This window comes from Methylocapsa aurea (assembly GCF_000746085.1).
GTDB lineage: Bacteria > Pseudomonadota > Alphaproteobacteria > Rhizobiales > Beijerinckiaceae > Methylocapsa > Methylocapsa aurea.
Genome location: NZ_KN050804.1, coordinates 329,879 through 352,276, shown reverse-complemented (window position 1 = coordinate 352,276; position 22,398 = coordinate 329,879). Strand labels below are relative to the sequence as shown.

Sequence of the window (22,398 nt, the reverse complement as noted above, 5' to 3'; positions counted from 1 at the left end):
GCCTAGCCATGATCGGGCGTATCAGGTCGAGCGGAAGATGCAAGCTGCGGATGCGCGAGTTTTAAGGAAAATATGGCGATGTATGCAAAGAAATCCCTGAGTCTAGCCGACGCCAAGCAGATCGCCGCAGCCGCGGAAGGCGAAGCTTTGAATAACCAGTGGAGCGTGACGATCGCCGTTCTCGACGACGGCGGAAATCTGCTCTACCTGCAGCGGATGGATGAAGCGCCGGTCGGCTCCGTCGACGTTGCTCAGCAAAAGGCGCGCACATCGTTTCTGTTCAAGCGTCCGACGAAGAGCTTCGAGGAGCTCGTCGCAGGCGGACGCATGGCGATGCTGGTGCTGCCCGGAGCCACTCCGATCGAGGGCGGGCTTCCCTTGCTGAATGAAGGCCGCATCGTCGGCGCCATCGGCGTATCCGGCGTGCAGTCTTCGCAAGATGCGCAAATCGCCCAGGCCGGCGTCGCGGTCGCGGCGAAATTGTGAATGTGATTCGCTAATTTCCGATTCAGGACACGTGTTGAGCGGCCATCTATTGGGCCGATCTTGAGCAGGCGACGGCCCAATTGCGGCTGGAGCCTCGCGCGGGCTCCATCGCCTTCGTGAGCGGTCCAGAGCGTTGCCCGATCAGATGGAGTCATTTGATCGAAAAGGAATCGCTCAGATTCAAGGAGTTGGAGCATGTTCTGATCGAAATAGTCGATCAACTTTTTATGGACATGCTCTCGGCGCGGACGACGCCGCATTTGAAATTTAAGAAATCGCGCCAGCGCTATAATTGGAGCATGCTCTCGTGGCGAACGCGGCGTCCGCCTTTGCGGAGGCTTCGCCGTTTTGGCTGCATTGGCCTTTCTTGCCATTGGGGCGCCCGCAAGAGGAGATCAAGAGATGCAACCCCGCGAAAAAAGCCCCCTCTCAAACGGGATCCGAGGCCGATGCCCTCGCTGCGGCGAAGGCAAGCTCTTTCGCGGCTTCTTGAAGCTCGCGCCGCGTTGCGATGTCTGCGGGCTTGATTATGGATTTGCCGATCCGGCGGATGGCCCGGCGTTTTTCGCCATGTCGGCGATGGCTTTTCCTATCGTGGGCTTCGCCCTCTGGTTCGACGCCGCCCATGAGCCGCCGTGGTGGGTTCATCTGGTCACGACCCTGCCTCTCCTGGTTGTCATCTGCGCCGCGCCTTTGCGGCCGTTGAAGGGGTGGCTTGTGTGCTCGCAATATTTCTACAAGGCGGAGGAGGGCCATCTGATCCTCGCCGATGCGAAGGACGAGGCCGGGGGGAACAATCTGGGCGGTTCGCCGGCTCTAGACGCCGAGGCCCAGCCTGGGCGGAAAAAGGATCCGTCGTGAGGCGATCGAATCAGTCCCCAAGAGCATGATCTCATCCAAAAGGCTGCAATTTTCAGGTCACGGCCTATCTCGGAAATAGGGCTCGACGGCGCCTTGGAGCTTAATCATTAAAAGATTGCCGGTGCGATCCTTGGTCGCGCCAGCGGGCAATCGGACCCAGCCCTCGCTGACGCAATATTCTTCGATGTTGTTTTTCTCGACGCCCTTGAAGCGCACGCCAACGCCGCGCTCGAGCGCGGCGGCGTCATAATAGGGGCTCTTCGGGTCGTTGGAGAGGCGATCTGGCGGCGCATCAGTCATTGGATCGGTCCGGGCAAATAGAGTTTAGCCGGGGTGTAGCCGATCCAGGGCTCAGGCGCCAATAGGCGCTTCCGGCGGCTCGGGTTGTTGAAGCCTCGCGCGGCTGAGCCAAAAAAGCGAGCCGATAAAAACGAAGCGGCCCCGGTGCATTTAAGCGACTGCGGGGCCTTGCTTCGTCATTCGAAGCGATCTGTGATTTCTACAGGTGCTTGGTGCGAGCGAACGCTTGCTTGGCCTTCGCAACCGCTATCGCACGATGATTTCAAATTGTCGACGGCGCCGTTTCGGCCCGGCATTTTGAGGATTTCGCGACGCCGTGACCCCGAGCATGTCAGGGTCAGTGGGACTTCTCCGGTGGAGTCATGGCTTCTCCATTACGGCAGTCTTGACGCCTTTGGCAGAAGGCGCTTGCTTTCGACGACCTCTTTGGGACAATCGCGAAAGCAAACCAAATAAACGCCTGTTCCCTGCATGTGTCAAATTTAATTCGCGGCTATTCTCGATGGCGTTTCCGCGCAAGGGAGAGCGCCGCGGGCGTTCTGCGATCAGCTGGCTTGGAACGCCGACAGATCATAGTTCACCAGCTCGGCGATCTGATCGATTGTAATGTCCGCGTTCGGGTAGCTCGCCAGGATTTGAGGATCCGCCGCGTAATGGCCTTGCCTAGCGAACACCGAGACGACGCGATCGCCCCAAGAGTGCTTAATGGCACCTAGGACGCGCAGCTTGTCGTCGATCATGACATAGCGCTTGGCGGGGTAGCGCCGCTCGACCTCGTCCAGCTCCAACTCTTTATGAATGAAGATGAGGACATTGTCGCCGAAAAGGGACCAAAGACCGGATCGCTCGATCTTGCGTGGTTGGAACACCGCATCGCCATCGGACAAGACGACGATCGGCCCCCATTGCGCCGCGCGCCGCACCGCGTCCAGCGCGCCTGGATACAGCCGGTCGGCGAAAGGGTAATCCACGAGCCAGTTCGCGAGCCTCAGAACGCGCGGGTCGCGCAAATTCTCGAGACGATAGCGTTCGACGGCCCCGAGATAGTCGGCATAGCCAAGCTCGACGCGCAATTGCTCGAAGATCGCCCAGTAGCGCGCCGCCGCCGCCGGGCCATGGAAGGCGGCGAGATGTTCGCTCAGATCCGCCTGGATGCGGTCATTGTCGAGCAGCGTGTTGTCGACGTCGAACAGGATTACGAGGTCATGAGGCTGCGTCATCGCGCGCGCCGTCGTTGCGACCGCTTGACGCAGAGCGAAGGAACGGCGGCGATCATGAGCGGCGCATCTCGTCGAGGCCGTAAAGCGCCGCGCCGAGCAAGGCGGCCTGCGCCGTCACGACATGCACCGGGATGGCGCGCAGCAGCTCGCTGAATCGTCCCTTGGCGCTGAAAGCTTGCATGAAGCGGCCGTCGGTCAGATTGGGCAGAAGCCGCGGCGGAATGCCGCCCGCCAGATAGACTCCACCCGTCGCCAGCACCTTGAGGGCAAGGTTGCCCGCCTCCTGGCCGAGCACCGATACGAACATCTCCAGCGTCTGCGCGCATAGCGGATGGCCGGCGGGGTCTTGCTGCGCCGCCTCTGCGATCAGCGGCGTGCGATCTTCCGCCAGAGCAAGCCTCGCCGCAAAGCCCGGCGGCTCGGCGGCTGGGTTCGCATCGCGCAGAAAGTCGTAGATATTGGCGATGCCCTGGCCTGAACAGACGCGCTCGAATGACACATGTCCGAACGATTTCGCCAAAAAGCGGCGCATGTCGGATTGACGGTCGTCGGCCGCAGCGAAGCTCGCGTGGCCGCCCTCGGACGCGCAGGCGATATAGTCGCAGCCGTCCCAAATCAGAAACGCCTCGCCAAGCCCTGTTCCAGGCGCGATGATGGCGAGCGGTCCATTGCGCTCTGGAGCGCCGGCATTGATGGTGCGCCGCTCCATCGGCAGAAGCCGCGGCGCGGCATAGGCGATGGCCTTCAGATCGTTCAAAAGAGTGACGCGCCGCAGGCCAAGGCTGCGTCGCACAGCGGCTTCCTCGACGATCCAAGGCAAGTTGGTCAAGTAAGCGCGGCCGCCGATCACAGGCCCCGCGACGTCGAAACAGGCGACCTCCGCGCGCTGGTTCGAGCGCGCCAGGAATTCGGCCACGATGGGCTCGAGCCCACGATAATCGGCACTGGCGAATTCCGCCTCGGCCACCGGCGCGCGGGGACCCGATTCGGCGCAGTAAAGCGCCAGAATCGTCTTGGTCCCGCCTATGTCTCCAGCGATCAGCATCGGGGCCGTCCCATTCGTGGCCGCCGCGCCGCGATCTGGCTTCTCCGCCCCGACGCGCGATGCATTTCCAGATGCATCAAGACCCTTCGCGCGACGATGCTCTCAACAAAGGCATTATCATGGGGACGGATCGGCGTCGACCGGCCGCGTTCGCTCTCTCCCTTCGGCGGCCTCGCCACGGATCCGCTTCACAGAAAACTGCGTTGCCGGAAAAAGGCCCTCACACTACATTCGCACGGCGAATTTACGATGCGGCTGCCTGCATATGAGCCAAGTATAAAACGCGATTCGTCCTGGAGGTCCAAATGCCCGCGCCTTTGTCGCCTGCTCTTCTCCAGAAAATGCACGCCTACTGGCGCGCCGCAAATTATCTCTCTGTCGGGCAGATCTATTTGCAGGACAATCCATTACTCGAGTTTCCGCTCACGCTGGAGCATATCAAGCCTCGCTTGCTGGGGCATTGGGGCACGACGCCAGGGTTGAACTTCATCTATGTTCACCTCAATCGGCTGATCAAGGACAATGATCTCAACATGATCAACGTCATCGGTCCAGGCCATGGCGGGCCGGGCCTTGTCGCGCATACCTATCTCGAAGGGTCATATACGGAGCGTTATCCGGCGATCGAACGCAGCCGGAGCGGATTGATGCGGCTGTTTCGGCAATTTTCCTGGCCTTATGGCGTTCCGAGCCATGTCGCGCCTGAAACCCCGGGCTCGATCCATGAAGGCGGCGAACTTGGATATTCTTTGCTTCACGCTTTTGGCGCCGCATTCGACAATCCCGATTTGATCGTCGTTTGCATCATCGGCGACGGAGAGGCGGAGACTGGCGCCCTCGCCGCGAGCTGGCACTCCAATAAGTTCCTCAATCCGGCGCGGGACGGCGCCGTCTTGCCCATTCTCCACCTCAACGGCTTCAAGATCGCCAATCCAACAATCCTCGCGCGCATCAGCCGGGACGAGCTTGTCGACCTCATGCGCGGTTATGGCTACGAGCCGTTTTTCGTCGAGGGCGACGACCCCGCCGCAATGCATCAGCTTTTGGCGAGCGCGCTGGATGCGGTTCTCGCCAAGCTGCGCGCGATCCAGGCCGCGGCGCGCGCCGCGCCGCAGGCGGCGGAGCCGGAGCGCCCGCGCTGGCCGATGATCGTCTTGCGCACGCCCAAGGGCTGGACCGGACCCAAACGCGTCGACGACAAGCCGGTTGAGGGCACTTGGCGCGCGCATCAGGTCCCGATCAACGATTTCAAGAACCCCGAACATCTCAAGCAGCTCGAAGACTGGATGAGGAGCTACCAGCCGCAGGAATTGTTCGACGCCAATGGCAAGCTGCTAGAGGACATAGCCGCGCTTGCGCCGACGGGCCATCGGCGCATGGGATCCAACCCGCACGCCAATGGCGGGGAACTGCTGCAGCCCCTTTCCATGCCCCATTTCCGCGACTTCGCGGTGGAGGTTGCGGCGCCGGGCGCTGTTCGGGCGGAATCGACGCGCGTTCTCGGCAAGTTCCTGCGCGATGTGATGAAGCTGAACCTGGCGAAACAGAATTTTCGTCTCTTCGGTCCGGACGAAACCGCCTCGAACAGGCTCGACGCGGTCTATGAAGTCAGCGGCAAGGAATGGATGGCGGAAATCGACGAGGTCGACATCAATCTCAGCGCCAACGGCCGCGTGATGGAGGTGTTGAGCGAACATTTGTGCGAGGGCTGGCTCGAAGGCTATCTGCTCACCGGCCGGCATGGCCTCTTCTCCTGCTACGAGGCCTTCATCCACATCATCGACTCGATGTTCAATCAACATGCGAAATGGTTGAAGGTCAGCAGATCGATCCCTTGGCGCAAGCCGATCGCCTCGCTGAATTATTTGCTGACCTCGCATGTCTGGCAACAGGATCACAACGGCTTCTCCCATCAGGACCCCGGATTTATAGATCATGTCGCGAATAAGAAATCCGATGTTGTGCGCATCTATCTGCCGCCCGATGCGAACTGCCTGCTTTCGGTGGCGGACCACTGCCTGCGCAGCCGCAATTACATCAACCTGATCGTCGCCGGCAAAGCGCCGGAGCAGCAATGGCTCGACATTGACGCCGCAGTGCGCCACTGCGCTGCCGGGGCGGGCGTTTGGCGCTGGGCGAGCAATGATGACGGCGATCCAGATGTGGTCATGGCCTGCGCAGGCGACACTCCTACGCTCGAGGCGCTCGCCGCCGTGACGCTTTTGCGCGACTATGTTCCTGACATTCGCATCCGGGTCGTCAACGTGGTGGATCTGATGACGTTGCAGCCGCAGAGCGAACATCCCCACGGCCTGGAGGATCAGGATTTTGACGCGCTGTTCACAACTGACAGGCCGGTGATTTTTGCGTATCATGGCTATCCGGCTATGATTCACAAGCTGACCTACCGGCGGCGCAATCACGGGAATATCCATGTGCGCGGCTATAAGGAGGAGGGCGCCACGACGACTCCTTTCGACATGGTCGTGTTGAACAATCTCGATCGCTACCAGCTCGCGCTGGACGCGATCCGCCGCATTCCACGGCTCGCGGATCAGGTCGATCTGGCGACAGCGCGTTACTGGACGACGATGGAGCGCCACAAGCTCTTCATCAGCGAACACGGCGAAGATATGCCAGAGATCCAGAATTGGCGTTGGACCTTGTGAGCGGCATGTCGCATTTTGGCGGCGATTTTCAACCGGCGGATTGCGAGGGCGAAAATCCCTAGAGCAGCATTGGATATATCCGATGTCACATAAGAACATGCTCCAACCCATGGAATCTGAGCGGCTCTTTTTCGATCAGATGATTCTATCTAATCGGGAAACGCTCTAGCGTCCTCGAACTTCATGGCGGCTAATCGATATGGCGAATGCCCATTCCATTCTCGATGCTCTGGCCCCGGTCATCTTGCTATTGCTGTTCGGCGTCGCCGCCGCCATGCTCTGCAAAGCGGCTAGGCTCAGTCCCATCGTCGGCTATCTGGCTCTCGGCCTTGGTCTGCAGGCGAGCGGGATCACGCTGTTTCAGGCGAGCGCGGCGGTGTCGCTCGTGGCGGAGCTTGGCGTCGTATTTCTTTTGTTCGAGATTGGCCTGCATTTTTCGTTGAGCCATATGCGAGAGCAGGCGCGCGACATCTTTGGCTTTGGCCCGGTGCAAGTCGCCTTCGGCGCCTTGGGCCTTGGCGGCCTCTGTCTCTTAATCGGGATGGCGCCGCTCGCCGCTTTCCTCCTCGGCGCTACGCTAGCTCTCTCCTCGACCGCCGTTGTCGCGCAATTGATCACGGAGCGCCGCCAGCAGAATTGCCCGGTGGGTCTCACCGCGACGGCGATCCTGATCTTTCAGGACGTCGCCGCGATCTTTCTCCTCATCGTCGTCGATGCGCTCCAGCGCGGCGACGGCTCGATGCCGCTGGAACTGGCGCTGGCGCTCATCAAAGCGGCGGCGGCGTTCGGCGGCGCATATGTCCTCGCCCGCCTTGTCGTGCGCCCGCTTTTCGATCTGATTGCGGCGACCAATAATGAGGAAGTCTTCACAGCAAGCGCCCTCCTTGTCGCCCTGGCGGCGAGTTGGGGGACCGGATCGATCGGGCTCTCGCTGACGCTTGGCGGGTTTTTGGGCGGCATGATCATCGCCGAAACGCCCTACCGTCCGATCATCCAGTCCGAGACCAAACCGTTCCGGGGCCTGCTCCTCAGCTTCTTTTTTATCTCGGTCGGGCTCTCGCTCGATATTGGGGCGCTCGGGCGGCTCTGGCCGGCGGTCATCGGCGCGACCTTGGTCTTTGTCGCGGTCAAGGTCGTAACCAATGCCGCCGCGAGCCTTCTGTTCCGCTGGTCGGCGCCTGGATCGCTTCAACTCGGATTTCTCCTCGCCGAGGGATCGGAATTTGCGTTCGTCATCCTCAGCCTGCCGGCCATGCGCGCTCTTATCGGCGAGGAGGCGGCCTCGATCGTCATCGCCGCGGTGGCTCTGAGCCTCGCCCTGACGCCGACTCTGGCGCAGGCCGGGCGATCGCTGGCGGGCCGTCTGCGCGCGCGCGATCAATCGAAGCGAGATCGAGAACTTTTGGAGGCCGGTTTGGCGGCGCCAGTGGCAATCGTCGGCATGGGGCAGGTTGGCCGCACCGTCGCGGACGCCTTGACCGAATTTAAGATCGGCTATGAGGGGATCGAACGCAATCAGCGGCGCTTCGCCGAGGCCAATGCCGACGGCTACGCGGTTGTCTTCGGCGATGCCGCCGACCCAAGGATTTGGGAGCCGGTGGCGCTGCATCAGCGTCGCATCGTCCTGCTGACGGCGCCTCGGCTGGAGGTGTCGCGCGCGCTCACGCCGCTGACTGCCCGCTCCTATCCCAATCTGAAGCGTTTCGCCGTCGCGGCCGATGAATCGGAGCGCGAGGGCTTCGCCGAGGCTGGCCTTTTTCCGGTGTTCGACCGCAGCCTGCCGCCCGGCCTTGATCCGGCGGCGGCGATCTTGCGGGACCTCGGCATAGATGATGATGCGATCGGGGCCTGGATGCGCCGGCAGCAGGATCGCGCGCTGAATGAGCTGACAAGCGCGGAAGCGGCATAAGGCGCGGCGGCGCTTGAAAGCCGTCGCTGCTTGGACGGGTGACGACGACCTCCTATATCCTGGAGGCGCAGGGAGTTCGCGCATGGCCTATGAGCTCTACTATTGGCCTGGGATTCAGGGACGCGGCGAATTCGTGCGGCTGGCATTGGAAGAGGCCGGCGCGGACTATATTGACGTGGCTCGCCGCTCAACTGAAGAGGGCGGCGGCATTCCCGCTCTCATGGCGTTTCTGGAACGCAAAGACATCGCGCATCCGCCTTTTGCGCCGCCTTTCTTGAAGGATGGCGATGTCTTGATCGGCCAGACCGCCGCCATCCTGCTCTATCTTGGCGACCGCCACGAACTTGCCCCAAAAGATGCGGCGCAGCGGCTTTGGACCCACCAGATTCAGTTGACCATCGCCGATCTCGTTGGGGAGGCCCATGACGCGCACCATCCTTTGAGCGCCGATCTCTATTATGAGGAGCAGAAGCCCGAGGCGCTGCGCCGAGCGAGCGACTTCCGGGAGCGGCGCATCCCTAGATTTCTTGGCTGGTTCGAGGACATTCTGGCGCGCAATCCCAAGGGCGATGGGCATCTCGTGGGCAAAGCAATCACCTATGCCGATCTATCGCTGTTCCAATGCGTCGAGGGCCTGCTTTATGCCTATCCGCGAAGCATGAAGCGGAGGCTCGCTCAGTTTCCGCGCGTCGCGGCTCTGCATCAGGGGGTGGCGCGACGCCCGCGCATTCGCGCCTATCTCGCCAGCGAACGGCGGCTGCCGTTCAATGAGGAAGGGATATTCCGCTGCTATCCCGAACTCGACCGATAAAAGACGCCGCGGTCAGCGCAAGAGCAGATCGACGGCGGCCTTCAGGTCATCGGCGACGCGGTAGGGCCCTTCGGAAATGCGCGTCTCGTGCTTAGGGCGATATTTCCCCGTGCGCACGAGCATGCCTTGAAGGCCGGCGGCGATCGCTCCGGCGACATCGGCTTCCGCGTCGTCGCCAATCATCACGACATCCTTCGCCGCGCAGGCCATGCTTTCGACAGCGAGCTTGAAGAACGCCGGGGCCGGCTTTCCGAGCACGGTCGCCGTCCTGCCTGAAGCATATTCGAGCCCCGTAACGAAAGGACCTGCGTCGAGGCTCAACTCGCCGTCGCGATCGAGGAAATTGCGATTCTTCGCCAGCGCGAGAAACGCGGCGCCATGGAGGATCTTCCGGAAGGCTTGGTTCAGGAGATCGTAAGTGAAGAAAGCGCCGGCGTCTCCGAGCACGACGGCCTCGAGGCCATTGGTCGTCAAGCCGGCAAAATCTTCGCGCAAATCCGGATGCACGATGAGATAGGGTACAAGGTTATGGCGTTCGAGATGGGTGCGTGCGAGCGCCGCGGGCGTGTAGACATCCTCCGCCGCGACGCTGAGACCCAGGCGGCCAAGATCGCCGACGATCTGGCGCAGGGGGCGGCGCGCGGTGTTGGTGAGAAACTTCAGTGGAATGCGCGCCTCTCTGATCCGCTGCACCGCCTCGAGAGAGCCTGGCAAAGCCGCCTCGCCGACATAAACGACGCCATCAAGGTCGACCAATATGCCTTTGAGCCCGGTCATGGGCGTCCTTCTCGTCGGCGGGGCTGGCGCGGCCCTTTGGCTTCATCGCAATGCGGAGCAGGGTTTCTGTCGAGCGGGACCGCCAACCGCGGCCTCACGCGTGAGGGGCTGGAAGCATCAATGGCTCCTTGAGCTTTACAATTTGCCGGAAGCCATCCGCATCGATGATTTCGATGTTTGTCAGCGGTCCAACTCCGTTGTCGACGTAGATTTCGCGAGGGTTATGGATCAAATGGTCGAGTCCCTCGAGAGCCACCTCCATCATGTCGTCCTTCGGATCATAGGCCAAGCCAAGGACCGGCAACCATCTGGCCTGCACCTGGTCCCCAAGGGAGAGCGCCGCGACTTCGATTTCCGCCTCGCAGCCTTTGAGCGCCTTTGAAAGATGGTCGAAGAACGGACGCCAATCTGACTTTTCGAGCTTCCTCACGCTCATGATGCCCTCCTGCGTCAAACTTCGCGCGCCTCGCGAGGCCCATGCTTGCGCTCCTCGAGCGAGAGCATGGACGCAGGCGAAGACATAGGGCGATCGCTCATTACGGCGAGCGCTTTGTTTCAACCGAATTTTCTGAACGCGAACCGATCTTTGCTTTTCTCGAAGACGCTCGATGGTTCCGCATCCTAACGGCTCCAACGACGGGCGGGCGCTGCGTCACCCTGTGTTGCGAAGGCCCGCGGCGATGCCGTTGATCGAGATCAGAATGCCGCGCAGGGTCTTGTCATCATGCTTGCCGCTGCGCCAGCGGCGTATAAGCTCGATCTGGAGATGATTGAGCGGCGCGATATAGGGGAAGCGGTTCTTGATCGAGCGCGCCAAGGCCGGATTGTCGGCGAGGCGCTCGCTCGCTTCGGTGATGGCGTTCAGCGCCTCGATGGTGCGCATCCATTCGTCCTCCAATGCGCCGTACACCTTTTGCGCCAGCGCCCGGTCCGGAACGAGGTCCGCGTAATGTTTGGCGAGGGCCATGTCGGCCTTGGCGAGAACCATGTCCATGTTCGAAAGAAGGGCTCGGAAGAATGGCCACTCGCGGTTCATCCGTCTGAGGAGAGCCAGCCGCTCCTCGGGCGCGGCGGCGAGGAAGGATTTCACCGCCGATCCAAAGCCGAACCAGCCCGGCAAAGTGAGCCGCGCCTGGCCCCAGGAAAAGCTCCAGGGAATGGCGCGCAGATCCTCGATGCGCCGGCTTGAGCGGCGCGAGGCCGGGCGCGATCCAATGTTCAGCTCGGCGATTTCGGCGATTGGCGTGGCGGCGAAAAAATAGTCGACGAAGCCGGGCATCTCGTAAACCAGCGCCCGATAGGCCGCCATGCTCGCTTGCGAAATCTCCGCCGCGGCGGAGAGAAATTCTTCGGAGGCGGCTTGGGCCGGCGGGAGCAGGGTGGCTTCAAGCGAGGCCGCGACCAAGGCTTCGAGATTGCGCCGGCCGATGTCGGGATGGCCATATTTGGAGGCGATCACCTCTCCTTGTTCGGTCAATCGGATCTGCCCATTCACCGTCCCGGGCGGCTGCGCCCGTATCGCCTGGTAGCTGGGGCCGCCGCCGCGCCCGACCGTTCCGCCGCGTCCATGAAAGAGCCGCAGCGCGACGCCTTTGTGTTCCTTGAACAGTTTCGCAAGAGCGGTCGAGGAGCGGTAAAGCTCCCAGTTGCTGGTGAAGAAGCCGCCATCCTTGTTGCTGTCCGAATAGCCGAGCATGATTTCCTGCTGCGCTCCGGAGGCGCGCACCAAATCGGCGACGCCGGGCAGAGCGTAGAAAGCGCGCATGATGGCTTCGGCGTTGCGCAGGTCTTCGATGGTTTCGAAGAGCGGAACCACCAGCAATTGCGCCGCGGCGTCGCCGTCGCCGAGCACCCCGGCCATCATCCCGCATTCCTTTTGCAGGACAAGCGCCTCAAGAAGATCGCTGACGGTTTCGGTGTGGCTGATGATGTAGTGGCGGATCGCCTGGTCGCCGTAGGATTTGCGCAGCTCGCGCGCCGCCTCGAAAATTGCGATTTCTTCTTCGGCCCGCTCGGAATAGCGCACGCCTGGAACGCGCAGCGGACGCGGATCGCGAAGCAGATCGAGAAGCAGCGTCTGCTTGCGCTTTTCGTCGAGGCTGGCGTAGTCGGCGGCGACGCGCGCTTCGGCGAGAAGTTCGGCGAGCGTCTCTTCGTGGCGGTCGGAGCTCTGACGAAGATCGACCGTCGCGAGATGAAAGCCGAACACATCGACGGCGCGGCGCAAGGGCGCGAGCCGGGCCGCGATCAAAGCGACGCCGTGGTTCGCCCGAAGCGAGTCCTCGATAACGCCAAGATCGGCCTGTAGTTCGCCGGCGTCGTGATAGGGCTCGCCCGGCGCCATCGCGTGCCGCAGAGCCTCGGCGCCGGTGAGCTTCAAAAGGCTCGCGGAAAGCCGCGCATAGACGCCGATGAGAGCGCGGCGATAAGGCTCGTCCTCGCGATGTGGGTTCTCATCGCCCGATCGGTCGGCCAAATCCTGCAATTGCGGCGCGCAGCCGACGAGCAGGCGCGAGATCGAAAGCTCGCCGCCGAGTTCGTGAATTTCGGTCAGGTAATGGCGCAGCGCCGTCTCGCATTGCCGGCGGAGCGCGAGCGTCAGCGTTTGCGCATTGACATTGGGATTTCCATCGCGGTCGCCGCCGATCCAGGAGCCCATGCGAAAGAAGGGTCCGACCGAGCCGCCTTCGAGCCAGTCCTCGAGCTCGGCGTAGAGACGGGGAATTTCGCGAAGGAAGGTCGTCGGGTAATAGCCTAGCGCGTTCTCGATCTCGTCGCGGACGCTCAAGCGCGAGTAGCGGAGCAGGCGCGTCTGCCAGAGCTGTGCGATCCGCGTCCGCAACAGCGCCTCATTCTGTTTTTTCTCGCGTTCGCCAACGAGGCTTTCGCGGGCGACGAGAAGTTTCGCGATGGAGCGTTCGGCGTCGAGCAGGCTCTTGCGCTGCACTTCGGTCGGATGCGCCGTGAGCACAGGCGAAATCAAACTTCCGCCAAGCGCGGCGCCGACCGCCTGCGGACCGATTCCGGCTTCGGCCAAGAGCTGGAAGGTCAGGGCGAGACTTCCCTCCTCGCGGCGCTGCGGCTCCTCCTGCTCGCGCGCGGCGCGGCGGCGGATATGATGACGGTCCTCCGCGATATTGGTGAGGTGGGCGAAATAGCTGAACGCCCGGATGACGGACATTGCCTGTTCCGCCGTCAGCCCGCGCAACAGCGCATCGAGCGTGCGTCCGACCTCCGGGTCGGCGTTGCGGTCGAAGGCGACGCTGAGGCGGCGAATGGTCTCGATCCGCTCGAAGGCTTCGTCGCCGTCCTGCTCGCGAATCGTGTCGCCGAGCAATTGGCCGAGCAGGCGAATGTCCTCGATGAGCGGGCGCTCCTTCGCAGAGACGCCATTGGTCGAATTTGAAGGAGGACTTTTTGTCATTGCGGTCTCGCGAGGTTCGCGGCGGCTGGCATGGCGCCGCGTGGTTGAGGCCGCGCCGCGGCTCGCTTTCTACTAGAGCATTTTCGAGCAAAGCAGCAACCGGCTCGCGTTAATCGCGATAAAACAAAGACCTAGAGTTTCTGTCAGAATTCCATGGAAGGTGAAAGCGCGGCAAATACGCTCGGTCTCTCTTCTGGAGAAAATAAGGCTCTTCGCGCGAGCGCGGGCGATGCGGCCGCCAAACCTTCGGCGCGGAAGCCGCCTCTCCTAGAGCATTTTCGAGCGAAGTGGATACCGGTTCGCGTTAAGAAAATGCGACAAAACAAAGATCTAGAGCTGCTTTCAGATTCCGCCGAAACTGAAAGCGCTCTAACAATCCGCGGCAATGAGCTGATGGACGAAGTAATTTCATCCCGGCTCATCCGCCAGTGCAAGCGGTTGCGGCGCCGAGGATTCACGCCATTTTCAGGCGCAAATCCTCAGCGCGCGCCGACAGCCGCTTTCTTGCGCTCAGGCGCGGAAAAAGGAATGAAGGGTCGGCTCAGTGTAGGGTGGGGAGGGGAGCGTCGCCGCGCAATTTGGCGATTTCATCCTTGAGCAGCAGTTTTCGCCGTTTCATTTCGGCCAATTTCAGCTCGTCAGCGGCGGGATGCACCAATTCCTTCGCGATTTCTTTGTCCAGCGCTTCGTGACGCTGCTCTAGTGCGGCCAGATGGTTCTCGAGGGACATGCAGAACTCCTTATCAAGGTTTTCGCATAGTCGATTAATGTGCCACAGGATTGGAGCTTCGTGAAGCGCCTTGGGTAGCCCCTCCATTCAAATTCTGGAGCGGCGCCGGCGAGCGATGCGGGCATGTCCTTAAGCATCTGCTCGCCTCTCCGATAGATCACGCGTGAAAACAATGGGGTATGGCGCATGCTGTAAAGGGTGGGGAGCCATGCGCATCTGATCGACGGTCCAAACGTCGCACGCCTATGGGCTTGACGGCGACGGCGCCAGCGCCGGTCAAGGCGCCGCCTTCTTCGCCATTTGTAAGGGCGGCCTTCAACGCTTGCCCGACGCCGCTGCCCCCCAATGCTTAGACGCGGCCGATGGGAGGGAGGAGCGCCCCTGCAAAATTGATCTGTCGCAAGACAGAGTCGCTCCCTCAGGATTAGAAAGCCGAAATTGGCGCGAAGCGGAAGGAAGCCAGCCATGCTCGAGATGAACTCCGACAAGGTCTGCTTCGTCATCATCAAGGCGCGCGAATTCGATGTCCAGGAGGAGGACTCGGAGGCCGATTCCTCCAATGCAACGGATGACAATTTCGCGAGCGTTTTCTCGTCCGAGAAGGATGACAGCGTCCGCAAGGAGCTGAAGGCCTTCATCGATGGCATGGACGAAGACGAGCAATGCGAGCTTGTTGCGCTGTGCTGGCTCGGGCGCGGCGATTTCTCCGTCGAGGAGTGGAAGATTGCGGTCGCGGAGGCGCGAAGCCGCCGCCAAGGCTCGACCGCCGACTATCTGATCGGCATTCCGCTGGTTTCGGACTATCTCGAAGAAGGCCTTTCGAAGTTCGATCTATCCTGCGAGGGGTTCGAGATGGGGCGGCTCTGAACCGGAAGCAGGATCAAGCATCACAAAGGGAGCCTCAAATGCAAGTGCCGCTCGAAATCGCCTTCCAGAATTCCGAGCCCTCCGAGGCAATCCGGTCCGAAGTCGAAAAACAGGCCAAGCGGCTGGAAAGATTCTCCGACCGGATCACCAGCTGTCATGTGGCGGTCGTGGCGCCGCAGACGCGGCATCGGCATGGGGACCTGTTCAAAATCGATATTCGGATCGCAATGCCGGAGCATAAGGACGTCCTCGTCACCAAAACGCACGCCGACGCGCCCGAGCACGAGCATGTTGTGGTCGCGATCAAGGACGCCTTCGCCGCGGCGCAGCGCCAGATCGAGGACGCCGTCCGGGAAATGCGCGGTCAGGTCAAGCCGCATCAAGCCGAGGACCACGGCCGCGTGACCAAATTCCTTGCCGGGGAGGATTGCGGCTTCATCGAAACCGCCGACGGCCGCGAGGTCTACTTCCATCGCAACAGCGTTCTTGACGGCGCCTTCCAGGAGCTCAGCGTCGGCTCCGAAGTCCGCTTCATCGAGGAGATGGGGGATAAGGGCGCGCAGGCGAGCACGGTTCGCCTCATCGGCAAACACCATCTGCTCTAATTCGAAAGCGCGTGATGGCCGATCTCCTCTTTTCCGAGGCGCTTCGCGCCCAAGGCGCCGATGAAGCGGCTGCGATCGTTCGGGCGGCGTGCGAGGCTTTGCCGCCGCCGGCTTCGACGGATGATTTCGGCAAGCCGTTCGACCGTTTCGCGGACGCGAAGGTCGTCCTCCTCGGCGAAGCGACTCATGGCACGTCGGAATTCTACCGCGCCCGCGCGGCGATCACGCGCCGCTTGATCGAAAAGCACGGCTTCAACATCGTCGCCGTCGAGGCGGATTGGCCCGACGCCGCGCGGATCGACCGCCATGTGCGCAGCCACGCGCATGAACCCTCGTCGGAAGAAGCCTTTTCGCGCTTCCCAACCTGGATGTGGCGAAACGTTGAAGTCCATGACTTCGTCGAGTGGCTGCGCGCCCATAACGAGGCGGTGCCCGCGCGGGCGCAAACCCAATTCAGCGGCCTCGACATCTACAGTCTGGGGAGTTCGATCGCCGCCGTCCTCGCCTATCTCGATCGCGTCGATCCGCAGGAAGCGAAAGAGGCGCGCCGGCGGTATGGATGCCTTACTCCCTGGCAGGACGATCCCGCGGGCTATGGCCGCGCCGCGCTTTATGCCGCCAAGTCGCCTTGCGAAGATGGCGTCGTCGCGGAGTTGCGCGCGCTGCTCGACGCCCGGCTCGCCTATGTCGGCCGCGACGGCGAGGCCTTTTTCGACGCCGCGCAGAACGCCCGGGTGGTGCGCTCGGCCGAGCATTATTACCGGCTGATGTACCGCAGCTCCACCGAGTCGTGGAACCTCCGCGACCGCCACATGTTCGATACGCTCGTGCGGCTGCTTGCCGCGCGCGGCAAGGACGCCAAAGCGGTGGTCTGGGCGCATAATTCGCACATTGGCAATGCCGCCGCCACCTCCATGGGCTGGCAGGGCGAATTCAACATCGGCGAGTCCTGCCGCGCGGCGTTCGGCGACTCGGCTGCGCTGATCGGCTTTGGCACGGATCGCGGGACGGTCGCCGCCGCCAGCGATTGGGATGGGCCGATGCAAGTGAAGACCGTGCTTCCAGCGCGCCCCGACAGCTTTGAGCGCATCTTCCGGCAGAGTTTCGTCGAGCGGTCTTTGACCGACTGGCGCGGCGGCGGCAAGCGCGAATTGCGCGATGTGTTGTCGAAGCCCCGGCTGGAGCGCGCAATCGGCGTCGTTTACAGGCCGGAAACGGAACTCACGAGCCATTATTTTCAAGCGGTTCTGTCCGAACAATTCGACGCCTATGTCTGGTTCGAGCAAACCAGCGCGGTGACGCCGCTGGCCGGCGGCCGGCCGCACGGCGCGCCCGACACCTATCCTTTCGGCCTATGAGGCGTCCCCCGACGCCTGCCGTTGACGCCAGAATCCTCTGACCAAGATCGCCTTGCGCCATGCAACTCTTCACGCTCAACGCCAGCAGGACCTTTGCCGAAAAGATCGCGGCGGCGCTTGGCGTCGAGCTCAGCAGCCATGAGGAGCGCGAATTCGAGGATGGGGAGCACAAGGCGCGGCCGTTGGCGAGCGTGCGCGGGGAGGACGTCTATGTCGTCCAGAGTCTCCACGGCGGTCCAGACCAATCGCCCAATGACAAGCTCTGCCGGCTTCTCTTCTTTCTCGCGACGATGAAGGAAAACGGCGCCGCGCGGGTGACGGCGGTGATCCCCTATCTTGCCTATGCGCGAAAGGATCGGCAGACCAAGCCGCGCGATCCGGTGACGACCCGCTACGTGGCCGAGCTTCTTGAAGCCGCCGGCGCCGATTGCGTGGTCACGCTCGACGTTCACAATATCGTCGCGTTCCAGAACGCATTTCGCTGCGAGACCATCCATCTCGACACGCGCCGCCTGTTCGCCGAGCGGGCGGTCGCCCTCATTGGCGAGGCCGCGGCGGTCGTCGCCTCGCCGGATCCTGGCGGCGTCAAGCGGGCCCAGCTCTTCCGCGAGATGCTCGAGACCATGCTGGGGCGGCCGGTCGGGAGCGCCTTCATGGAAAAACGCCGCAGCGCCGGCGTCGTGAGCGGAAATCTTCTCGTCGGCGACGTCGCCGGCGCCACGGTGCTTATTGTCGACGATCTCATCAGCGGCGGCGGAACCATGGCGAGGGCGTCGCACGCCTGCCGCGAAGGCGGGGCGAAGACAATCTATGCTTTCGCCGCGCACGGGCTTTTTACCGGCGAGGCGGCGAGCGCCCTGCGCCATTCGGATCTCGCCAAGACCTTCGTCACGGATACCGTGCCGCCGTTTCGGCTTGACGACAAGCTCGTCGGCGGCCGCGTCGAAATCTTGAGCGCGGCCCCCCTCTTCGCCAAGGCGATCCGGGCGCTTCACGAAGATGGTTCGATCAATGCGCTGCTCGAAGGCTGAGGCGGCAGCGCGTCGGCCTCCGCAAGCTCCACATAGCGCCGGGCGAGAGGCAACCATTTCTCCGGCTTGCGCGGGTCGCGCTCCAGAATATGGACGAGCGACAAGCGCGCGCGCAGGCATGCGCGATAGCAGCGGTGGAAAGAGACGAGATCGCCTGCTGGCGCATCGCCGGAATGATGAGCGTAGCGGCTCAAAAGGACCGGCCCGATCCAGCTTGCGCCCAGCCGGCTGCACTCGAGGCCAAGATAGGTCAGTTCGTCGATCGGATCGACAAGCCGGAGACGGCGGTTGAACTCCAAGCAGTCGATGATGACCGGCGGATCGCCGAGGCAAACATGCTCCGGCCGCAAGTCGCCATGTCCCTCGACGATCCGGCCGGCCTCGACGCGCTCCTTCAAGAGATCAGCGCGGTTGCGCAAAATATCATCGACAAAACTGGAGATTTGTTCGATGCGGCCGCCGTCGAGTGCGAAGGCGGGATCGCTCAGCACCCTCTTGTTGAGAGCGTGCTCCTCAATGAAATTCGCCACATAGTCAGCCGGAGCAAGATCGGCCGGCTGCGCGCGCTCATAAAAGGCCGCGAGGCGATCGGCGACCGAAACAATGTCCTTCTGGCCGACGGCGCCGGCGAGGATCGCACTGTCGAGCATGCGATCGCGCGGGAGGCGGGCCATGATGACGAGCCAGTCGACGGGGCGCCCTTTCCCGCCAATCCGGAGCCGCCCATCGTCGCCCAAGATCAGTGGCGCGACGCCAAGATAGATCGCCTCCGCCAGCCTGCGATTGAGGCGCTCCTCTTCGCGGCAGTCAAATTCGCGCGCTGCGATCGAGGTGAAGTCGAGGAAGGCATAACGGACCGGCTTTTTGAGCTTATAGACGCGGTCCCCGGCCAGAAAGACCCAGGACATGTGGGTCTCTTCGGCGACGACGTCCTTCGGCCGATGCTCGTAGGATGCGGGATCCTCGAGAAACCGCACCTTGTCCTCGAGGGAGACCTCTGAAACATCGGTCAATGAAGGGACATCCGATCATGGGGCCATGCTCAATCTTGGTCATTGATTCGCGCTGTGAAGCGTTGACGCAGATCAAGGAGAGGCCCAGCCATTTCCTTATATTGAATATTGCCTGTCCGATAAAACGCCGGAGGCGGCGTCCGAGGAAAAGACATGACGACGCTCGCCCCCCCGCCGCCGCATCTGGCGCGCCTCTTCAGCCGCCTCGACGCGGGCGACGCGAGCGACGAACATTTGCGATCGGCCTTTGCCTTCTGGCGCGACAAGCGCGGTCAACGTCTCATGCCGACCGCCGACGACGTATATCCTGGGCCGGAGTTGATAGCGGCTGATGTCTTTATTTTCCGGTGCGCCGATCCGGAGCATGAATGGAGGGCGACCGAAGCGGGCGCCGAGGCCGCCAGGCTCCTCGGGCTCGATGGCGCGGACAAAAGCCTATCGAAACTGCGGGCGCCGCGCATCGCCGCGCGTCTGCGGCGTCTTTTTGAGATGGTCGGCGAGACAGGCGAACCTGTCGCCGCCGCGTTCGAGCTTCGAGCCAAGCAGGGCCGCCAATGGATCGAGGTTCTCGCGGCTCCGCTCTCTTCCGACGGCCGCCGCGTCGATGGCGTCTATGGCGGCATCAGGCGGAGATAGTCCTGCAAGCGGGGTCTCGCTTTAATTCGCGCGATAATTGTTGGGCTCATCTTTCCGCGATCGTCACTTCGATCCGCCGATTGAGCCGTCGCGCCGCGTCGCCTCCGTTGGGGTCGCGTGGTTGATATTCGCCGAAGCCGGCAATGGCCAGCCGTTGCGGCGAGACCCCTTTTTCGATCAAATATTGCGCCGCAGCGCTCGCCCGCTGCGCGGAGAGCGCCAGGTTGGATGGAAATTGCTTCGATCGGATCGGTCGCGCGTCGGTATGGCCTTCGACGCGCGCGACCCAGGCGATGTCCGGCGCCCGTTTTTCAAGGTCGATGATCGCGCTAGCGATTCGATCGAGTTCGCCGCGCCCAGCCGGAGCAAGGGTCGCGAGGCGCGATCCAAAGAGGAAGTCGGACTGGAGAACGAGCCGATCGCCGATCACGCTGATTTCCGGCCGGCCGCCGAGGCTTTGTTTCAGGCTTTCAAGGAACATTGACCGATAGCGGGCGAGATTCTTGACTTTCTCGGCGGGCATGGCGTCGACGCGCGCGGCGATTTGGGCTTGCAATTGGCGATTGCGCGTCTCGGCCGCCGCCAAGGCGTTCTCGCGTTCTGCGAGTTGGCCCTGGAGGGCTGCGATCCGCCCAGTCAGGTTTTCGATTTCTTTCGGCGCGACCGAGGGCGCTTGCAGCTCTGTCCGGCGTTGGCCGCTTGCGCCGGCCTCGTCTCCGATCTTGGCGCGGTCCTGCGTCGCCTGCAATGGCTCCGCTGGTTTTGGCGCGGTCTTGGGACTCAGCATGAACAGCCAGGTGATGGCGGCGAAGATCGGCAGCAGGATCGCGCCGGACCAGAGCATGTAGGGGAAGAAGCCCGGCATCTTCACCCCGGCCCGCCGGGCGATGGCGTAGACCATGAAATTCGGCGCGTTGCCGATATAGGTATTGGCGCCCATGAACACCGCCCCAAGGGAAATCGCCGTCAATGTCTTGGCGAGCGGGCCCATCAGCGTCGCCGGATCGCCGCCGGCGAGTTCGAAAAAGACGAGATAGGTCGGCGCATTGTCGAGGAAGGACGAAAGCAGGCCGGTCGCCCAGAAATAGACCGGATTGTTTGGCGTCCCGTCGGCCAGCGCCAGGAGGCGGATCACGGGAGCGAAAGGTCCATCGGTTCCGGCCTGGAGCATGGCCATCACCGGAATGATGCAAATAAAGATGCCGGCGAAAAGATAGGCGACCTCCCGGATCGGCTCCCATTCGAAGCCGTTCTCGGCGCGCGCGCGGGCCCCGGTCAGAGCGAGCGAGGCGAGGCCGACGCCAATCATGACCGCTTCGCGAACGAGGTTTTGCAGTTCGATCCTTGTGCCGAGCACGTCGAAGCCGAGGCCGGGGCGCCAGATCCCGCTGGCGACGATGGCGGCGATCGCGACCGCGATCAGGGCGATATTGACGAGGCCGGCAACGCGCAGGGCTCCGGTCTGGGAGGAGGCGGTCCCGAAAGTCTTTTCCCGACGGTAAAAGTAGGAATCGAGCAGAACGAAGATCACCAGCAAGACGCAAACCGCGAAGAGCGTCTGCGGCCATAGCGCCTTTGTCGTCCAGAAGAAATCGACGCCGAGTAGGAAGCCCAGAAAAAGCGGCGGATCGCCAAGCGGCGTCAAAGCGCCGCCGATGTTCGAAACGAGAAAGATGAAAAACACCACGACATGGGCGTTGACCCTGCGCCGCTCATTGGCGCGAAGCAGCGGGCGGATAAGGATCATCGAGGCCCCGGTCGTTCCGATGATGCTTGCGGTCGCCGCGCCCAAGCCGAGAATCGCGCTATTGACGAGCGGCGTTCCGGCAAGCTTGCCGGAAATGGAAATGCCGCCCGCCGCTGTGAACAGGGCGAACAGCATGAGAATGAAGGGGAGATACTCCAGCGCAATGCTATGCGCGAGTCCCGCCAGCATGGCGGCGAAGCCTTCCACGGCGACGAGGCCGGCGAGTGTGAGCAGGGCCCAAAAAGCCGCCGCTTTCTCGTAGTGAATGTGCCACCATTCCTTGACGACGAGCGGGCCAAGGGCGATCGACAGCAAAATGCCGGCAAAGGGCAAGGCAAGCGGCCAGGGAAGATTTGCGCCGTTGAGCGCATCCGCGGCGGCGGCGGGGCTGACCATCGCCATGAGCGCGAGCTGGGCCGCGACCGCCCGTTTTTGTACAAAGGCCAACATCGCCTGCTTCCACCCCAAACCGCGCAATGGTTGCGGACAGCTTTATGGTCGGCGGCTAGGCGCGGCAAGGCCATTGCTCCGCTCGAGGAGCGGTTCGCATTCAGCTCCGCTCGTGCTAGAGCATATTCCGAACAGATTGGTTCAATCTGTTCGGAATATGCTCATACTCTTTAACACTGGAGCGCTTTCGAGCGACGCAGCTTTTGGTTCGCGTCTTGAAAATGCAAGCAGACGAAGAGCGAGATCTGCTTTTTCCGCATCCATTGGACCTGAAAGCGCTTCGGCCCGCCCTGTTCGGCTTCAAAAAACTAGACCCTGTCGGCCTCGAAAAGGGCGATCGACATTCGACGCATATTCTTTGAGCGGAGCTTAAAAAAGGTCGAACCGGTTTGCCGATAAAGATCGGCTCCAATTCTCTGCTTTCAGGCCATGTCCGGGCCGATCGGATGGAGGGAAACT

At 62.2% G+C, this 22,398-nt stretch carries 19 protein-coding genes; 10 read left to right on the top strand and 9 right to left on the bottom strand.

All coding sequences use genetic code 11. The annotated features are described in order from the left end of the window. Positions 1-78 precede the first annotated feature (78 nt). A complete protein-coding gene (locus DL86_RS16830; protein ID WP_036263741.1) occupies positions 79-486 on the top strand; it encodes a GlcG/HbpS family heme-binding protein in 408 nt (135 codons plus the stop codon). A 402-nt stretch (positions 487-888) separates the two neighbouring features. Then, positions 889-1,347 (top strand): DUF983 domain-containing protein, encoded by a 459-nt coding sequence (locus tag DL86_RS16825; protein WP_084572986.1) that lies wholly within the window; start codon positions 889-891, stop codon positions 1,345-1,347. Between the two features lie 57 nt (positions 1,348-1,404). On the opposite strand, the gene DL86_RS16820 is transcribed toward DL86_RS16825, so the two are convergent. The 3 genes from DL86_RS16820 to glk form a co-directional block, all read right to left on the bottom strand. Then, positions 1,405-1,647, bottom strand: a complete 243-nt coding sequence (locus DL86_RS16820) for a DUF3297 family protein (protein WP_036263739.1) — start codon at positions 1,645-1,647, stop codon at positions 1,405-1,407. A gap of 545 nt (positions 1,648-2,192) precedes the next feature. Next, positions 2,193-2,867, bottom strand: a complete 675-nt coding sequence (locus DL86_RS16815; protein ID WP_036263738.1) for an HAD family hydrolase — start codon at positions 2,865-2,867, stop codon at positions 2,193-2,195. A gap of 52 nt (positions 2,868-2,919) precedes the next feature. Next, positions 2,920-3,912 carry a glucokinase gene (gene glk / locus DL86_RS16810; RefSeq protein ID WP_036263736.1) on the bottom strand — a complete coding sequence of 331 codons (993 nt, stop codon included), beginning with the start codon at positions 3,910-3,912 and terminating at the stop codon, positions 2,920-2,922. A 305-nt stretch (positions 3,913-4,217) separates the two neighbouring features. Between glk and DL86_RS16805 the strand changes: the two genes are divergently transcribed. The 3 genes from DL86_RS16805 to DL86_RS16795 all read left to right on the top strand — a co-directional run bounded on the left by DL86_RS16805 (position 4,218) and on the right by DL86_RS16795 (position 9,301). Further along, positions 4,218-6,581 carry a phosphoketolase family protein gene (locus tag DL86_RS16805; RefSeq protein WP_036263733.1) on the top strand — a complete coding sequence of 788 codons (2,364 nt, stop codon included), beginning with the start codon at positions 4,218-4,220 and terminating at the stop codon, positions 6,579-6,581. 199 nt (positions 6,582-6,780) lie between these two features. Then, complete coding sequence (locus DL86_RS16800) at positions 6,781-8,490, top strand: cation:proton antiporter domain-containing protein (RefSeq protein ID WP_036263731.1); 1,710 nt, start codon at positions 6,781-6,783, stop codon at positions 8,488-8,490. Between the two features lie 82 nt (positions 8,491-8,572). Continuing rightward, the gene (locus DL86_RS16795; protein ID WP_036263728.1) at positions 8,573-9,301 is read left to right on the top strand and encodes a glutathione S-transferase; all 729 of its coding nucleotides are present in this window, start codon (positions 8,573-8,575) and stop codon (positions 9,299-9,301) included. A 12-nt stretch (positions 9,302-9,313) separates the two neighbouring features. On the opposite strand, the gene DL86_RS16790 is transcribed toward DL86_RS16795, so the two are convergent. From DL86_RS16790 to DL86_RS16775, 4 genes are all read right to left on the bottom strand, one after another. Beyond that, on the bottom strand, positions 9,314-10,078 hold the full coding sequence (locus DL86_RS16790) for a TIGR01458 family HAD-type hydrolase (protein WP_036263726.1): 765 nt from the start codon (positions 10,076-10,078) through the stop codon (positions 9,314-9,316). 94 nt (positions 10,079-10,172) lie between these two features. Then, entirely contained in the window at positions 10,173-10,514 is a 342-nt protein-coding gene (locus DL86_RS16785; protein ID WP_036263723.1) for a DUF5335 domain-containing protein, read from the bottom strand. 216 nt (positions 10,515-10,730) lie between these two features. Further along, positions 10,731-13,502, bottom strand: coding sequence for a phosphoenolpyruvate carboxylase (gene ppc / locus DL86_RS16780; RefSeq protein ID WP_036263721.1), 2,772 nt, complete (start codon positions 13,500-13,502; stop codon positions 10,731-10,733). A gap of 541 nt (positions 13,503-14,043) precedes the next feature. Further along, complete coding sequence (locus DL86_RS16775) at positions 14,044-14,232, bottom strand: YdcH family protein (RefSeq protein WP_036264084.1); 189 nt, start codon at positions 14,230-14,232, stop codon at positions 14,044-14,046. Positions 14,233-14,697: 465 nt separating this feature from the next. Here DL86_RS16775 and DL86_RS16770 point away from each other — a divergent pair, with 465 nt between their 5' ends. From DL86_RS16770 to DL86_RS16755, 4 genes are read left to right on the top strand one after another with little or no spacing between them, the layout of a single operon-like run. Continuing rightward, complete coding sequence (locus tag DL86_RS16770) at positions 14,698-15,099, top strand: DUF3775 domain-containing protein (protein WP_036263719.1); 402 nt, start codon at positions 14,698-14,700, stop codon at positions 15,097-15,099. A 38-nt stretch (positions 15,100-15,137) separates the two neighbouring features. Continuing rightward, positions 15,138-15,704, top strand: coding sequence for an HPF/RaiA family ribosome-associated protein (locus DL86_RS16765; RefSeq protein WP_036263716.1), 567 nt, complete (start codon positions 15,138-15,140; stop codon positions 15,702-15,704). Positions 15,705-15,718: 14 nt separating this feature from the next. After that, positions 15,719-17,062, top strand: coding sequence for an erythromycin esterase family protein (locus tag DL86_RS16760; protein ID WP_036263713.1), 1,344 nt, complete (start codon positions 15,719-15,721; stop codon positions 17,060-17,062). 59 nt (positions 17,063-17,121) lie between these two features. Continuing rightward, positions 17,122-18,093 (top strand): ribose-phosphate diphosphokinase, encoded by a 972-nt coding sequence (locus DL86_RS16755; protein WP_036263710.1) that lies wholly within the window; start codon positions 17,122-17,124, stop codon positions 18,091-18,093. Here the strand turns inward: DL86_RS16755 and DL86_RS16750 are convergent. After that, a complete protein-coding gene (locus DL86_RS16750; RefSeq protein ID WP_051953628.1) occupies positions 18,054-19,106 on the bottom strand; it encodes a hypothetical protein in 1,053 nt (350 codons plus the stop codon). The genes DL86_RS16755 and DL86_RS16750 overlap by 40 nt on opposite strands. Positions 19,107-19,259: 153 nt before the next feature. Here DL86_RS16750 and DL86_RS16745 point away from each other — a divergent pair, with 153 nt between their 5' ends. Beyond that, the gene (locus DL86_RS16745; RefSeq protein ID WP_036263708.1) at positions 19,260-19,742 is read left to right on the top strand and encodes a PAS domain-containing protein; all 483 of its coding nucleotides are present in this window, start codon (positions 19,260-19,262) and stop codon (positions 19,740-19,742) included. A 46-nt stretch (positions 19,743-19,788) separates the two neighbouring features. Here the strand turns inward: DL86_RS16745 and DL86_RS16740 are convergent, their stop codons facing one another. After that, entirely contained in the window at positions 19,789-21,939 is a 2,151-nt protein-coding gene (locus DL86_RS16740; protein WP_162180454.1) for a sodium:proton antiporter, read from the bottom strand. Positions 21,940-22,398 lie beyond the last annotated feature (459 nt).

Excerpts from the sequence above, each read along its gene's own strand:
- DL86_RS16760 (WP_036263713.1), top strand. The coding sequence starts at position 15,719 with ATGGCCGATCTCCTCTTTTCCGAGGCGCTTCGCGCCCAAGGCGCCGAT.
- DL86_RS16830 (WP_036263741.1), top strand. The coding sequence starts at position 79 with ATGTATGCAAAGAAATCCCTGAGTCTAGCCGACGCCAAGCAGATCGCC.
- DL86_RS16795 (WP_036263728.1), top strand. The coding sequence starts at position 8,573 with ATGGCCTATGAGCTCTACTATTGGCCTGGGATTCAGGGACGCGGCGAA.
- ppc (WP_036263721.1), bottom strand. The coding sequence starts at position 13,502 with ATGACAAAAAGTCCTCCTTCAAATTCGACCAATGGCGTCTCTGCGAAG.
- DL86_RS16740 (WP_162180454.1), bottom strand. The coding sequence starts at position 21,939 with ATGTTGGCCTTTGTACAAAAACGGGCGGTCGCGGCCCAGCTCGCGCTC.
- DL86_RS16785 (WP_036263723.1), bottom strand. The coding sequence starts at position 10,514 with ATGAGCGTGAGGAAGCTCGAAAAGTCAGATTGGCGTCCGTTCTTCGAC.
- DL86_RS16775 (WP_036264084.1), bottom strand. The coding sequence starts at position 14,232 with ATGTCCCTCGAGAACCATCTGGCCGCACTAGAGCAGCGTCACGAAGCG.
- DL86_RS16805 (WP_036263733.1), top strand. The coding sequence starts at position 4,218 with ATGCCCGCGCCTTTGTCGCCTGCTCTTCTCCAGAAAATGCACGCCTAC.
- DL86_RS16755 (WP_036263710.1), top strand. The coding sequence starts at position 17,122 with ATGCAACTCTTCACGCTCAACGCCAGCAGGACCTTTGCCGAAAAGATC.
- DL86_RS16800 (WP_036263731.1), top strand. The coding sequence starts at position 6,781 with ATGGCGAATGCCCATTCCATTCTCGATGCTCTGGCCCCGGTCATCTTG.
- DL86_RS16790 (WP_036263726.1), bottom strand. The coding sequence starts at position 10,078 with ATGACCGGGCTCAAAGGCATATTGGTCGACCTTGATGGCGTCGTTTAT.
- DL86_RS16765 (WP_036263716.1), top strand. The coding sequence starts at position 15,138 with ATGCAAGTGCCGCTCGAAATCGCCTTCCAGAATTCCGAGCCCTCCGAG.
- DL86_RS16820 (WP_036263739.1), bottom strand. The coding sequence starts at position 1,647 with ATGACTGATGCGCCGCCAGATCGCCTCTCCAACGACCCGAAGAGCCCC.
- DL86_RS16770 (WP_036263719.1), top strand. The coding sequence starts at position 14,698 with ATGCTCGAGATGAACTCCGACAAGGTCTGCTTCGTCATCATCAAGGCG.
- DL86_RS16825 (WP_084572986.1), top strand. The coding sequence starts at position 889 with ATGCAACCCCGCGAAAAAAGCCCCCTCTCAAACGGGATCCGAGGCCGA.
- DL86_RS16745 (WP_036263708.1), top strand. The coding sequence starts at position 19,260 with ATGACGACGCTCGCCCCCCCGCCGCCGCATCTGGCGCGCCTCTTCAGC.
- DL86_RS16815 (WP_036263738.1), bottom strand. The coding sequence starts at position 2,867 with ATGACGCAGCCTCATGACCTCGTAATCCTGTTCGACGTCGACAACACG.
- glk (WP_036263736.1), bottom strand. The coding sequence starts at position 3,912 with ATGCTGATCGCTGGAGACATAGGCGGGACCAAGACGATTCTGGCGCTT.